Origin of the sequence: Trichococcus paludicola (genome assembly GCF_003052295.1) — a bacterium.
Classification (GTDB): Bacteria; Bacillota; Bacilli; order Lactobacillales; family Aerococcaceae; genus Trichococcus; species Trichococcus paludicola.
Window position 1 is genome coordinate 319,117 of the sequence record NZ_QBLC01000001.1, and the last position, 14,783, is coordinate 333,899.

General features: G+C 47.5%; 9 protein-coding genes. 7 read left to right on the forward strand and 2 right to left on the reverse strand.

The window, feature by feature from the left end; translation table 11 throughout:
- Positions 1–37: 37 nt before the first annotated feature.
- On the forward strand, positions 38–862 hold the full coding sequence (locus C7R56_RS01440; RefSeq protein ID WP_107994853.1) for a histidinol-phosphatase HisJ family protein: 825 nt from the start codon (positions 38–40) through the stop codon (positions 860–862).
- A 259-nt stretch (positions 863–1,121) separates the two neighbouring features.
- Here C7R56_RS01440 and C7R56_RS01445 read toward each other — a convergent pair whose 3' ends face one another.
- Positions 1,122–2,360 (reverse strand): helix-turn-helix domain-containing protein, encoded by a 1,239-nt coding sequence (locus tag C7R56_RS01445; protein WP_107994854.1) that lies wholly within the window; start codon positions 2,358–2,360, stop codon positions 1,122–1,124.
- A gap of 119 nt (positions 2,361–2,479) precedes the next feature.
- Here C7R56_RS01445 and C7R56_RS01450 point away from each other — a divergent pair, with 119 nt between their 5' ends.
- From C7R56_RS01450 to C7R56_RS01475, 6 genes are read left to right on the forward strand one after another with little or no spacing between them, the layout of a single operon-like run.
- Positions 2,480–4,855 (forward strand): glycoside hydrolase family 2 protein, encoded by a 2,376-nt coding sequence (locus C7R56_RS01450; protein WP_107994855.1) that lies wholly within the window; start codon positions 2,480–2,482, stop codon positions 4,853–4,855.
- A complete protein-coding gene (locus C7R56_RS01455; protein ID WP_107994856.1) occupies positions 4,852–7,446 on the forward strand; it encodes an alpha-L-rhamnosidase in 2,595 nt (864 codons plus the stop codon). Before C7R56_RS01450 ends, C7R56_RS01455 begins: the two co-directional genes overlap by 4 nt.
- Positions 7,447–7,463: 17 nt before the next feature.
- On the forward strand, positions 7,464–8,531 hold the full coding sequence (locus tag C7R56_RS01460; RefSeq protein ID WP_107994857.1) for a family 43 glycosylhydrolase: 1,068 nt from the start codon (positions 7,464–7,466) through the stop codon (positions 8,529–8,531).
- Positions 8,532–8,559: 28 nt separating this feature from the next.
- The gene (locus tag C7R56_RS01465) at positions 8,560–9,957 is read left to right on the forward strand and encodes an MFS transporter (RefSeq protein WP_107994858.1); all 1,398 of its coding nucleotides are present in this window, start codon (positions 8,560–8,562) and stop codon (positions 9,955–9,957) included.
- 29 nt (positions 9,958–9,986) lie between these two features.
- Positions 9,987–11,282, forward strand: coding sequence for a glycoside hydrolase family 1 protein (locus C7R56_RS01470; RefSeq protein WP_107994859.1), 1,296 nt, complete (start codon positions 9,987–9,989; stop codon positions 11,280–11,282).
- 51 nt (positions 11,283–11,333) lie between these two features.
- Positions 11,334–13,631, forward strand: coding sequence for a glycoside hydrolase family 3 C-terminal domain-containing protein (locus C7R56_RS01475; RefSeq protein WP_107994860.1), 2,298 nt, complete (start codon positions 11,334–11,336; stop codon positions 13,629–13,631).
- 155 nt (positions 13,632–13,786) lie between these two features.
- Here C7R56_RS01475 and C7R56_RS01480 read toward each other — a convergent pair whose 3' ends face one another.
- Positions 13,787–14,776 carry a lipoate--protein ligase gene (locus C7R56_RS01480; RefSeq protein ID WP_159072122.1) on the reverse strand — a complete coding sequence of 330 codons (990 nt, stop codon included), beginning with the start codon at positions 14,774–14,776 and terminating at the stop codon, positions 13,787–13,789.
- Between the last annotated feature and the right edge of the window lie 7 nt (positions 14,777–14,783).

Here is a 14,783-nt window from a genome sequence, read left to right on the forward strand (position 1 = left end):
TAGACCGAGTTTATCGACGGGAAAAAGGAGGGCTATAATGTTCTGCGATTATCATGTCCATACGTATTACAGCGATGATTCCGTCTACCCGATGGAAGACGTCGTAAAGGATGCTATCGGATTGGGGATGGCGGAAATCTGCTTCACGGACCACGTCGACTACGGCATCAAGGTCGATCCGGAAAACTTGTCGGAAGAGGAAAAAATCGGAAAGATCCTGAACGTCGATTATCCGGCTTATTTTGAAGAGTTAGGCCGCTTGAAGGAAAAGTATGCGGAAAACATCGCCATCCGGACAGGCTTGGAATTCGGGATGCAAACCCATACCATCGAAGTTTTCCAAAAGTTGTACGATCGCTTTGAACTGGATTTTGTGATCCTTTCCTGCCATCAGGTCGGAGACAAAGAGTTTTGGACTCAGGACTTCCAGAACGGGAAAACCCAAAAAGAATACAATGATAGTTACTATCAAGAAATCCTGGATGTCATCTCCCGCTACAAAGACTACAGTGTGCTGGGTCATCTTGATCTGATCAAGCGCTATGACATGAAAGGGGATTACCCATTCGAAGCGGTAGAGGAGATCATCACCGAAATTCTCAAGAAGGTCATCCAGGACGGCAAAGGAATCGAAGTGAACACGTCCTCCCACAGATATGGCCTGAAGGATCTGACGCCATCCAGAGCCGTTTTGAGGCTCTACAAGGACTTGGGCGGCAAGGTTATAACCATCGGCAGCGACAGCCATGAAAAGCATCACCTGGGGGCATATATTGAAGATACAAAGTTGGAATTAAAGGCGTTGGGGTATGAACAGTACTGCACCTTTGAAGGGATGCAGCCGATTTTCCACGAATTGTAGAACGATGAAAGAAGAGCCGAATGCCTGTGAGCATTGCGGCTCTTCTTTTTGTCGATTGGCTTATATGATTGCCTTGTGGGGTTCGCGTTCATGGCGTGATTCCCCGCCAAATTGGTTTTGAAGGGGAATCTCGTGTTGTCCGCGAGCGTTTTTCCCCGCCAAGGTGGTTTTGGCGGGTTTTCTGACTCTGATTTGAACTGATTTTCCCCGCCAAAATGCTTTTGACGGGTTATTTCTGTAGCTTGCAGTCCCTGCGTCTTTATGTTGTATGCGGCACCTCAAGGGAATCACCGGTGTGAGCTTTTTGCTGCTCAACCTGCCAAAAAGATTTCCGGTATTTCTCCGGCGTGATGCCTACATAATCTTTGAAGGCTTTTTGGAAGTGGCTTTGGCTGGAGAAACAGAGATAATTGCTGATTTCGCCTAGGCTTTGCATGGAATAGGACAGCAAATCTTTGGCTTCCTCCAATTTTGTATCCCTGATGAAAGTACTCAGGTTGAAACCAAGTTCTTTTTTTACCTTTCTGGAAAGAGATGTGCGGGTGTAGCCCACGCGGTCCGCGATTTCCGCTACAGTAAGGGATTTATTCGTGTTGTTGCGGATGTATTGGACCACTTCATGCAGTACTTTGTCGGCATGGAGCGGAATTGCGGAATCGGCTACCCGTTGCGCATAATCGAATTGGACTTGCCAAAGGAGCGCTTTGACAGCCTCCACATCGGCCAACCGTTCCACTTGCTGCAGATAGACATTCGATAATTGGTAAGCTGTACTCGGGGAGAGTCCGCCTCGCATGGCAGCCCGGGAAACAAGCGTGACGCTGACAATAAACAAATTTTTCCATTGCCGCAGAGCGCCCGGCGCAATCGCACCTATTTTTGCGTATCTGGCTTGGTTGGCGAATTCTTTCAATTTCTCGACTTGGCCGGTCTCGACAAAACGCACCATCGCTTCCTCTACGTTGAAGGTGTTATACAGGGCACCTTCCTCTTTTTCCAGAGCATTCGTCAGTACAAATTCTTCATGGATGGGCATATTGGACTGCTGCGGGGAAATGAGCGCAACCTCTTTTTTTGTCAGTTTGGTTCCATTCAAAAGGAAGTCGACAAACAGCAACGTATTGATGAAAGAGTCCCAGTTTTGGGAAGGTATCTTTTTGAAAAAATCGCTGAAGGTAGGAGAATCGGCATCCGCGACGCCAAATTCCTTTTGTATCGCCGCCAACGAGTCTTCCGAATAGGCGAAATCATTCACTGGCCCAATCAGGAGATGCTGATTCCCTTCCAAGTGCACACAGCCGTAATAAGAGTGGAAGGAAGTCATGATATAGGTGATCTTTTTGGAAGGATCTCCCGTCAAAAGCGCCAAATAATCTTCCGGGGGATGGGTGTCTTCTCCTTGTGACGGGACTGCGCGGATCACTTCCTGATTTTTACATAAGTAGACCGGAATGTAGTAGGAAAAGTAAAAGTAGTCCAAAAAAGAAGATAGATCCATTATTCACGCCTCCTGAGCATTGTTGGCACCATTATATAATTTGAGGAACATATTTGCAATACAGGATTGGAAACGCTCTCTATAATAACTACTATACGACAGAAAAGGGAATGGTAGAAATGGAAAAAATGGATTTCATGAAAGGTTGGGAGTTCTTCAGAGAGGGAAGTACAGTAAAGGAGATCATCAAGCTGCCCCATGATGCCATGATAGCGGAAAAACGGCATCCTGAGAATCCATCCAGCAGTGCGGGGGCATTCTTCCCAGGCGGAGTCTATACCTACAAGAAAGAGTTTTTCGTTCCTGTTGATTGGAAAGGTAAAAAGATTCTGCTTGAATTTGAAGGGGTTTACAAAGATGCTTGGGTGTACATAAACGGGGAAGAGGCGGGCAAGAATGCCTATGGGTACACGCCCTTTGTGGTTGATACAGATGGTTTCCTCCATCATGGGGAAAGCAATGATGTGAAAGTGGTGGTGGACAACAGTCAGCACCCGAATAGCCGTTGGTACACCGGCAGCGGCATCCATCGCCCGGTCTGGTTGCATATCGGGAACAAGGCACATATCCAGCGTCAAGGGGTGAAAATAACCACTTTATCCCATCAACCGGCAAGCATCCGGATAGAAACGGAACATACCGGGGAAGAAGTGCAGGTGGAAATCCGCCGTGAAGATGCAACCGTGGCCTCCGGAAAAGGAGACAAACTCACTTTAGATATTCCGGATGCGCAGCTATGGAGTGACGAAAGCCCTCATCTTTACCAGTGCGTGGTCCAGCTTAAAAGAAATGGAAAGATTGTTGACCAGGTAACGGAAGATTTTGGGATCCGCACGATTGAATGGAATGAAAACGGTCTCTTCGTCAATGGGAGAGAGACATTGCTCAGAGGCGGCTGTGTCCACAGCGACAATGGCCTATTGGGTGCCGTTTCGCTTCCTGAAAGTGAAGACCGTAAAGTCAGGATCATGAAGGAAGCCGGTTTTAACGCTGTGCGGGCTTCGCACAATCCTGCATCCGAATCTTTCCTGACGGCTTGCGATAAATACGGCATGTATGTGATGGATGAGACGTGGGACATGTGGTACTTCCATAAGAGCAAACATGACTACGCATCTCAATTCATGGATAACTATCAGGGGGACATCCGCGCCATGGTGGAAAGGGACTACAATCATCCTTCCGTGATCATGTATTCGATCGGAAACGAAATCTCCGAACCGAAGGACGAGAAAGGTGTCCAGCTTGCGCGGGAAATGGTGGATATCATTAAGGAACTGGATGCTACGCGTCCTGTGACTTGCGGGGTGAATCTGATGGTCATCAATATGGCAAGCAAAGGAAAAGGTATCTACAAAGAAGAAGGCGGAAGAGAGAAGGAAACCGCTGGCGGAGACAATAAGAAAGTAAGCAGTACCTTGTTCAACCTTATGACATCAGTCGTAGGTACGGGGATGAACAAGGCTGCCAACTCCAAAAAAGCGGATGCCGTCACTACTCCGTTATTCGATAGTTTGGATATCGCGGGCTACAACTACGCTTCCGGCCGTTACCGGAAAGAAGGGAAGATCCATCCCGAAAGAATTCTGGTAGGGTCAGAAACCTTTCCACAGGATATCGCCAAAAACTGGAAAATGGTAAAAGAATTGCCTTATCTGATCGGGGATTTCATGTGGACTGCTTGGGACTATTTGGGTGAAGCCGGCATCGGTGCCTGGTCGTATACGGAAGACGGCAGACGGTTCGACAAGCCTTATCCTTGGATCTTGGCGAATGTAGGCGCCATAGATATCTTGGGCAACATCGGCGCGGAAGCGGAATATGCAGCAGTTGTCTGGGGAGTCCGGAATGACCCCTATATCGCAGTTCAGCCAGCCAATCAGCCAGGGAATCGTCCCGCAAAATCCGTTTGGCGAGGAACGAACGGGCTCAACAGTTGGTCCTGGAAGAATTGCGAAGGAAATAATGCCATCATAGAAGTGTATGCAGCTGCCCATTCAGTGCAATTACTGCTGGGCGATAAAGCAACGAAGAGGAAAAAACTGAAAGACTGCAAAGCGACTTTCAAGAGTACTTATGCGGCGGGTACACTTATTGCTGTGACCTTCGATGAAAAAGGCAATGAAACGGGCAGGACAGCACTCAGCTCCGCGAGCGGCAAGACGGGTTTGCAGTTGACCACAGACGGCGCTACAATCAAGCAAAATGAAGTCGTATACATAGAAGTGTCCTTGATCGGCGAGAACGGGATCATCGAAAGCAATGACGATCAGCTTTTGCAGGTAACGGTTGACGGCGGGGAGCTGCTTGCTTTCGGCAGCGCAAATCCCCGGACCAAAGAGGAATACCACAAGGGCGCGTTCACTAGCTATTATGGCCGTGCACAAGCAATCGTGCGGAGCGGAAAGCAAGGCGAAATCACCGTTAAGGTGCAAGGAGTAAGCGCAGGAACGGCTGAACTGAAAATTCAGGTAAAAGAGGAGGGACAAGCGTGAAGGCATTTGAGCTTCGGACAGAGTATTTAAAAGAACCGATTGGTATGGATATTCTCCGTCCCCGTTTGTATTGGAAATGTGAAAACGGGATTCAGCAGACCGCCTACCAATTGACCGCAAAAAAGGATAATGAAATCATTTGGGATACTGGGAAGGTACAGTCCAACAGGATTACGCATATCCCGTACGAAGGCCCTCCTTTGAAGAGCCGTGACCGCATAGCTTGGTCCGTCGCGCTTTGGGATGAACAGGACAGAAAAGGGGAAGCCGTTACCTCCTGGTTCGAAATGGGGCTTCTGGATGAAACCGACTGGGAAGCACATTGGATCAGCGGGGATTACATCCCCCGTAAGAATGAAAGATACCCGGTGGATTGCTTCAATAAGACTTTCCGACTGCACAAGGAAATCAAAAAAGCCCGGTTATACATCACCGCCTGCGGGCTGTATGAGGCGGCTATAAATGGAAAGCGCGTCGGCAATTTTGAATTGGCGCCCGGCTGCACCGATTACCGTCACCGCATCCAGTATCAAAGCTATGATATCACAGATCTTTTGGGAACGGAAAATGCCTTGGAAATCCAATTGGCGGATGGCTGGTATCGTGGATCGATTGGTTGCTTTGGCCCAACGAATGTTTTCGGAAAACAGACAAAACTGCTTTGCCAACTGGAAGTGGAATTTGAGGACGGAACGAAAGAAAAAATAATCAGCGACGAGCGTTTCGCTTGGTCGAATGATGGCGCCATCCGGTTTGCTGACCTGAAGGATGGGGAAGTAGTAGATGCCTCCTTCACACCTTCCTATCAAGGGAAAGCGGCGCTTGTTAAAGAAGAACTGTTTCCTACAGCTTCCAACAATGTCGACATCAAACAACAGGAACACTTCACGCCGAAATTGATCGTGACACCTTCAGGGAAAAAAGTGCTCGATTTCGGCCAAAACATCGCCGGATTCATTTCATTCCGGATAAAAGGGGATAAAGGGCAAAAACTGAAACTGCGCTTGGGTGAAATTTTGGATGAGGATGGGGAATTCACCCAAAAGAATTTCCAAAAACTGAAGCCCGCCAAAGAATTCGGGACAGTGAAAAAGTTGCTGCTGATAACCGGAAATGAGAGCAAGATTCCGGGGGAAATGGCCGCTACACCCAAACAGGAAGTTGAATACGTTTGCAGCGGCGAGGCTGATGCCTACCAAACCCGGTTTGCCATCTTTGGCTTCCGTTATGCCGAAGTGGAAACGGATATCCGCATAGAACCCGAGCAATTCACAGCAATCGCCGTGTATTCCGATATGGAAGAGACAGGAGAATTTTCCTGCTCAAACGAGAAGGTCAACCGATTTTTGGAGAATACGCGCTGGAGCATGAAAGGCAACTTTGCCGATATTCCAACGGATTGTCCTACGAGAGAGCGTTTGGGATGGACCGGTGATGGGCAAGTATTCTTCCATACCGCAGCATTTCTGATGGATATCGCTCCTTTCTATCGGAAGTGGATGCGCGACTTCGCGGATGGACAATTCAAAAATGGTAAAAATGCTGCAGTGATTCCTTATGTCGGAATGGACATGGTGTACAACAATACCGGAGGATCGGTTGGTTGGGCGGATGCTATCGTGTTGATCCCTTACCGCTACTGGAGATGGTATGGAGACAAGGACATCATCGAAACCTTCTACCCACAGATGGCGCGCTATGCGCAGTTCATGATCAAAAACACAGGAATGAAAAATAAAAAACTGGCGAAGGATAACCCTTATGACAAGTATACGTACGAAAAGGGTTTCCATTTAGGGGAATGGCTTGAGCCCGAGGAATTCAGGACCTCTCCAAGGCAACCGACGACGTTGCACACGGAAATATGTACCGCCTACCTGCACGAAACGATGAAGTGCATGGCTGAGATAGCTGCAGCAATCGGGAAAGAGGAGGATGCGGCTGTATACGGAGAATACGCAAAAGGCGCAAAAGAAGCCTATGCATGGCTGTTCCTCAAGGACAAGTCATTGGATACCAACCGTCAAGCCGTATTGGTCCGGCCTTTAGCATTCGGTTTAGCAGAAGATGAAAAACGAAAAGAAATCGCGACAGCTTTAGTAAGTGCGGTCAAGAATCGGGATTACCGCGTCGGAACAGGCTTTCTCTCCACACCGTTTCTCCTGACGGTCTTGTCGAAGAACGGGCATACGGATGTTGCCTATAAAATGTTGGAAAATGAAAAGTCCCCCAGTTGGCTCGCAGAGGTGAATGCTGGAGCTACGACGGTTTGGGAAGATTGGGAAGGGAAAGAGAGCCACAACCACTATTCTCCTGGTGCGGTATGCGAATGGCTGTTCAACACGGTTGGCGGCATTACAGTTGCTGGCGAAAATCATTTCAGGATCGAACCCCAGCCCGGAGGAACATTTACTTATGCCAATACGCAATACAACAGTTTGTACGGAATGGTGGAGACGCGATGGGGAAAAACAGCAGCTGGCTACCACTTAGAGGTGAAGATACCGGCGAATACATCAGCCGAAATCCAGTTGCCGAACCAGAAGCCGGAAACATTGGGCACCGGGACTTATCACTATACATTTCAATAAAAGAAAGGTGACCAAAAATGACATATACATCCATTAGACCCGGCCAAGTTTGGTTGGATACAGAGGGAAAAAGAATCCAGGCACACGGAGGATCCATCCTCGAAGTAGATGGAACTTATTACTGGTACGGAGAAAATAAGGAAAAAACGCAAGTGGGCGGGGGCATCTGGCACTGGGGTGTCCGCTGTTACGCATCCACTGATCTTTACAACTGGGAAGACAAAGGGCTGATCATCCCGCCGGAACCGGATAATCCGGAATCGTCATTGCATCCGGAAGCCTGCATGGATCGTCCGCATATCATTTATAACCGTTGGACGAAGAAATACGTTTGCTGGTTGAAAATCATGCATAAAGACGATACGCAGACGGCCACAATCCTGACAGCGGATCACATATTAGGACCGTATACGAAGGTGAAAGAAGGCTACCGTCCGCTGAACATGAATGCGGGAGATTTTGATCTGGTGGTCGCACCAGATGGAAAAGCTTATTACTATTTTGAAAGAGTCCACAGTGAGACAATCTGCGCGGACCTCACCGATGATTACACCGGTGTAACCGGCTATTACAGTACGCATTTCCCGAACATCGCGCCACCATTCGTCAGGGAGGCAACGGCTCATTTTTATCGGAAAGGCCGCCATTATTTAGTGACATCGGGAACGACGGGGTACTTCCCGAATCCATCCGAAGTTGCTGTCGCAAAAACATGGCATGGGCCTTATGAAGTGCAAGGCAATCCGCACACAGATGATCATGAAAGAACTTCTTTCCAATCCCAAATCACTTCCGTGTTTAAGGTGCCGGGGAAAAAGGATTTGTATATAGCGCTGGCTGACAGATGGTTAGTGGGCGAACTGCCGATCCGCTATGATGACTTAGAAAAAGTGTTTGCTTGGCTTTATGCTCCTGCCCTTTACGAAATGCCGACCGATGTCGATCCGGAAGTGCGAAACGCATTAAAGAACTTAGGTAACCCGGATACTGCGGTTGCGGATTATGTGTGGCTGCCGTTGCGTTTCGATGGTGAAAAAGCGTATCTTGATTGGGAAGATGAGTGGACAACAGAAGAATTTGAATAAAAAAATTGATTAGAAGGAGTAACATATAATGAAAAAAGAACGCGTACAGAATCCGGATAACATCGGAGCGTTAAAGTTTTGGGCATGGCAAGGACGGGGAGTATCCGTTGCGGCTTCCGTAATTCTGATGGCTCATCTGATGTTTTACACAACGGAAATTTTACATTTGAACGCTGCGATTGTAGGTACCTTGTTGATGGCAACCCGCCTCTTGGACGGGGTGACGGATATATTTGCCGGCTACATCGTTGACCGCACGAATACGAAAATGGGTAAGGCGCGGCCTTATGAATTGGCGATTCTGATAGTGTGGCTATCCATGTGGCTCATGTATTCGACACCTACCGGATTAAGCGATGTCCTGAAATATGTATGGGTATTTGGTTTTTATTCTCTTGTAAACGCTGTCGGAATCACTTTGCTTAGTGCCAATAATAATGCTTATATGATCCGCGCTTTTGGAAGCAATGAGCAACGGGTTAAAATTGCTTCTTTCGGTGGTGGCGTCATCATGTTGGGTGCCCTCGTCATCAATATTTCTTTCCCGATTTTTTTACAGCGAATGGGAGATACTGCAGCCGGATGGAGCACGATGTTTGCGATCTTCGCTATTCCTATGGCAATCATCGGAATTATGCGTTTCGTCTTTGTGAAGGAAACGAATCCCGTTGAAGTTTCAACAGATCCGCCAAAAGTAAAAGATATATTCCGGGTATTAAAGGGTAATCCGTACGTACTGATGGTTGCCGGAATGTATTTCTTGTATTCGGCTGCAACAGGATTGGGGATCGCCACCTACTACTTTAAGTATATCGTCGGCGATCTTAGTCTGATGGGTATCGCAACTGCCGTCAGTGTATTGGTGGTTCCGCTGCTGTTCATTTTCCCTAAGCTGATGAAAAAAATATCTATGGGTAAAATGATTGTTTTTGGAAGTATCGCAGCGATTCTTGGTAATATTACGATGTTCTTTGCAGGGGCTAATTTCCCTGTCATTTTGGTCGCAAATCTTATGATGGCAGTCGGAATTCTTCCTGTAACGTATCTGACTGACCTGCTTATGATCGACTGCGCTTCCTACAATGAATGGAAAGGAGAGCCCCGCATGGATGGTACTATAGGCGCAGTAAAAGGGTTGGCCGGAAAAATCGGTGGAGCAGCAGGAGCAGCGGTTGTCGGGGTTTTGTTGAGTTGGGGTGGTTACAGTGGAGCGTTGGCTGTGCAACCTGCTTCGGCTATGCTGATGATCCGCATCATTATGGCAGTTGTTCCGGGAATCATGAACGTGTTGATCCTGTTACTGATGTCCTTTTATAAATTGGATCGTTTGATGCCTCAAATCAACCAAGAACTGGAAGAAAGAAGAGAATCCGCAGCAGCAGAAGTTGCAGCAGTAAAAGAGACAGTTGCCTTGGACGTGAATTGATCCAGGAAGACGGAAAGGAACGATAAGTCATGACAATTTTAATAGGAGCTGCTACGGCAGCGCATCAGATCGAAGGAAACAATACGAACAGTGATTTTTGGGTGTTGGAAAACATCGAAAATACGACCTATAAAGAACCGTCTTTGGATGCAGTGGACCATTATAACCGATACAAAGAGGATATTACGTTGCTGAAGCAAGCGGGATTGAACGCCTTCCGCTTTTCAATCGAGTGGGCAAGGATCCAGCCGAATAAAGATGCGGTCGATCTAAAAGAAATTGAGCATTATAGAGATGTCTTAAAATACTGTCAGAGTTGCGGTATTACCCCTGTTGTGACGCTGCACCATTTTTCATCCCCAAAATGGTTGATTTCGGAAGGCGGATGGGAAGACAGAAAAACAATCGGCTACTTCAAGAAATATGCCGGGATCGTGATGGAGCATCTGGGCGAATACATCCCTTATGTGTGCACAATCAATGAAGCGAATATGGGCGTCCAATTGAACCGGATCATTGAGGAATTCAGAAAACAGGCACGAAAAATGAGTGAAAAACAAAATGATGTTCAAGTGGGTGTGAACCTCCAGCATAACAAACGGGAACTGGGAGCGATCGAAGCGAGTGAAATCTTTGGTGTCGCACCTGATAAAATGGCTACCTTCCTATACCCAAGGAGCGAAGAGGGGCAAAAAGTTATTTTTGAAAGTCATACAGAAGCAAGAAACGTCATCAAAAAATTTGATCCAAACATAAAAGTGGGCCTGACGCTTTCCTTGTACGATTATCAAACAGTAGGGGAATATTCATCCCTCGCAGACAATCTCTGGCAAGAAGACTATGGGCAATATCTGCCATATCTGGCGGAAGATGACTTTATCGGGGTACAGAATTATACAAGGAAGCTAATCGAAGGAGGGGAAATTCTCGATGTTCCGGATACTGCCATCAAGACGGAAATGGGGAACGAATTTTATCCCCATTCTCTGGCGAACGTATGCAGAAAAGTATCCGAAACTTGGCATAAAGAAATCCTCATCACCGAAAATGGTGTTTCAAGTTCGGACGACAGCTTGCGCGAAAAACATATCGAAGTAGTGATGGATGATCTGAAGGCTATCTTAGAAGCGGGAATCCCGGTAACAGGTTATTTGCATTGGTCCCTCCTGGATAATTTCGAATGGCAATTAGGGTTCGCTCAAAAATTTGGCTTGATCGAAGTGGACAGGGAGACGATGGAAAGAAAACCGAAGAACAGCTTGTGGTTATTGGGGCGTTTGGGCGCAACTTTAAATGAACAACTGGAAGAAGCAGTAACTACGTGATAAAAACAAAAAAGTGAAATCAAGAGAATCATAAAGGGGACACGTTTACCAATGAAAGACAAAATACAAGCATGGATAGAAGAAATGACATTGGAAGAAAAAGCCGGCTTATGCTCGGGCAAAGATAATTGGCGGACAAAAGCGGTCGATCGTCTTACTATTCCCGAAATTTGGGTATCGGATGGCCCGCATGGCTTGCGGAAACAAGATGGGACGCAAGACCATCTGGGAATCAACGAAAGCAATCCCGCGGTATGTTTCCCGACAGCTTGCAGCAGTGCCGCCAGTTTTGACACAGATTTGCTTTATGAAATCGGCGAAGAATTGGGTAAACAAAGCAAGGCTGAAAATGTGCACGTACTCCTGGGACCAGGCGTAAACATCAAACGCTCCCCGCTGTGCGGTCGCAACTTCGAATATTTTTCGGAAGATCCGCTCTTGTCGACTGAATTGGGAACGGCCTTTGTCAAAGGAGTCCAGGATCAAGGCGTCGGCACAAGTTTGAAACACTTTTTGGCAAACAATCAGGAACACAGACGGAATACCTCTTCCTCAAATATTGATGAGCGGACGCTGCGTGAAATTTATCTGCGCGCATTCGAAAAGGTCGTAAAAGAAGCACAGCCTTGGACGATCATGTCCGCCTATAACAAAGTGAATGGCACTTTCGCTTCACAGAGCGAATATTTTCTGACCGAAATCTTAAGGGATGAATGGGGATTTGAAGGTGCGGTCGTCAGTGACTGGGGCGCTGTTCATGACCGCATAGCTGCACTTACTGCCGGATGCGACCTGACCATGCCAGCAGCGTTGGATACGGATAACGACATTGTGAAAGCAGTACAGGATGGAAGCTTGGAAGAAGCAAAGCTGAACCAAGCGTGCGAACGCATCCTTACACTCATTCTGAAATCACACGAAGCAGAACAGGCAACAGGAACCATTGATCTGAAAAAAGGGCATCAGCTTGCGCAAAAAGCGGCTGAAGAGTCCATCGTCCTGTTGAAGAACCAAGACAACATTCTGCCTTTACAAGACACCCAAAAAATTGCTTTCATCGGAAAATTTGCAGAAATTCCACGCTATCAAGGCAGCGGGAGTTCGCGCGTCAACAGTTGGAAAGTCATACCGGCTCTGGAAGAAGTGGCCCACAAAGCCAAGGTAACCTATGCGCCAGGGTTTGATCCGGAGCAGGATGTGGATGATCCGGCATTAAGAGCGGAAGCCGTTAAGGTGGCCGCTGAAGCTGACGTCGCCGTTATTTTTGCAGGATTGATCGAACAGATGGAATCAGAGGGCTTTGACCGCAAGCATCTGGGTATGCCTGCGAATCAGAATGCACTTATTGAAGCCGTTTGCGACGTGCAACCAAATACCATCGTGATTCTCCATAATGGGGGGCCGATCGAAATGCCTTGGCTTGGACGCGTGAAAGGGGTATTGGAAGCCTATTTGGCAGGCGAAGCGGTTGGTGGAGCAGTCGTACGGATTCTTTTTGGGGATGTAAACCCAAGCGGAAGACTGCCGGAATCATTTCCTATCCGTCTGAAGGACACTCCTTCCTATCTGTCTTTCCCGGGTCAAGGAGATCAAGTGGATTATCAGGAAGGAATCTTTGTCGGGTACCGCTACTATGAAACGAAAGACGTGGACGTTCTGTTCCCGTTTGGTTACGGACTTTCCTATACACACTTTACTTACAGCAATCTGCAGGTAAGCCAGAAAAAAGCCACTGCGGAATATCAGCTGACGGTTTCCGTCGAAGTGACAAACGTAGGCGAGCATGATGGCAAAGAAGTGGTTCAGCTTTACGTAGGCCGAGAATGGGATATGTTGGGGGTTCACCGTCCTCTAAGAGAACTGCGGGCCTTCAAGAAAATCAGTTTAGCTGCAGGTGAGACAGCCAGGGTTACGTTTGAGTTGGACAGAAAAGCATTTTCATACTGGGATGTGGAGGCGCATAATTGGCGCGTGGATGGCGGTGTCTTCCAGATCCAAATCGGTAAATCCGCCCATGAGATTGTCCTCAGCGAGGAAATTGAAATGGAAGATGAATTCATTCAGGGCTTTGCAAGATATACCATGCTGAGCACGGTTGGGGATGTCATCCGTCATCCTGCCGGAGCGAAGTTCATTGAAGAGGCTGCCCCGATCATGATGAAAAATCTTATCCAATTGGGATTTATAAATGAAGAACAGCTGACTAACCGGGAACAGGACAGCCAGGCGATGAACGGGCTGCCGTTAAGCGTTGTAAAAGGGCTCGTTGCTGAATACGAAAATGCAAGATGGGAAGATTTATTGAACGAGCTGAACGAAGTGGATCTGAGCAACGATAGTGAAGAGTAGCCAGCTACCAGTGTTATTTCACGAACTGTAGAAGGACAAAAGAAGAGCCGAAATGCCCGTTGGCATTTCGGCTCTTCTTTGTCTTTAAGTTTTTTCAGATTTGTCTTAATGCTGTTCAACCAGTCCACCTTGTCCTTTTTCTAACTGGAAGAAGCTTATGCTTCCGGAAACAACAGCTCCACGATATCGTTTGTTGTGATGCAGTACAACTGCCCTTCAGACAATATTGGCGTTAAACGGTTTGCTATATCCGATTTCTCAAAACGGGAACCGCGCAGAGCGAACTCGAGTGTATCGATATCAATCGAACTGAAGAAATCACCAGAAATTTGACAGTCTTGAATGACGTAATGATCTAGCTGAAGAGCAATCTCGATGCGTCCTCCGGGCAAACGGCCGGTAACGCTGAAGTTGGTTTCACGTGATTGGCCATAGTTCCATTCCCAGCGGCGATATTTTTGTTCAGCCAGCTGCTGCACGGCTTCATATTGCTCTGGAGTGAGCTCAAGGATGTGTGCTTCTTGGCCCAAGAGGTTCCGGCGAAATGCGTCAGCAAACCAGTTGCGTTCAGTCGTAGGCCCTACATGGTCGCTGATGAGGGTGGTGCGTTCACGGACCGAATCAATGCCCTTGCTGCGCAGTTTTTCGGGATCAACCTTCAAGGCAGCCGCCATATGATCGATATTCGTATCGAAAAGGAGAGTCCCATGATGGACGGTAAAGCCCGCCTTCATATATTGGGCATTTCCCGATATTTTTTGACCGTGGATGGCGATATCGTTCCGGCTGTTCCGCTCTGCTGGAATACCAAGCGTTTGCAGGGTATGGATAATTCTGTCCATATAAGGTTCGAAATCGATGACTTGATGTTGGCCATCCACGATGAAGCTGTATTGGTAGCAACCGCCATCGGTGTAAATAGCACCACCGCCGGAAGGCCGCCGCACAACATCAATTGATTCAGCATCGATATAGGCTGAATCAACTTCCTTGAACGCATTCTGGTATTTTCCCAACATCACGGTAGGACGCGTCTGCCACAGTAAAAAAAGGGTGTCTGCCTCTGCCGGGAAGTTTGTTATACAGTATTCTTCCAAGGCAAAGTAGAAAGCGGCATCCTGTTCCTCACATGAAATCGTATACAATATTTTT

Bases quoted from the DNA above. Each gene is read 5' to 3' on its own strand.
- C7R56_RS01440 (WP_107994853.1), top strand. From the start codon at position 38: ATGTTCTGCGATTATCATGTCCATACGTATTACAGCGATGATTCCGTC.
- C7R56_RS01445 (WP_107994854.1), bottom strand. From the start codon at position 2,360: ATGGATCTATCTTCTTTTTTGGACTACTTTTACTTTTCCTACTACATT.
- C7R56_RS01450 (WP_107994855.1), top strand. From the start codon at position 2,480: ATGGAAAAAATGGATTTCATGAAAGGTTGGGAGTTCTTCAGAGAGGGA.
- C7R56_RS01460 (WP_107994857.1), top strand. From the start codon at position 7,464: ATGACATATACATCCATTAGACCCGGCCAAGTTTGGTTGGATACAGAG.
- C7R56_RS01465 (WP_107994858.1), top strand. From the start codon at position 8,560: ATGAAAAAAGAACGCGTACAGAATCCGGATAACATCGGAGCGTTAAAG.
- C7R56_RS01470 (WP_107994859.1), top strand. From the start codon at position 9,987: ATGACAATTTTAATAGGAGCTGCTACGGCAGCGCATCAGATCGAAGGA.
- C7R56_RS01475 (WP_107994860.1), top strand. From the start codon at position 11,334: ATGAAAGACAAAATACAAGCATGGATAGAAGAAATGACATTGGAAGAA.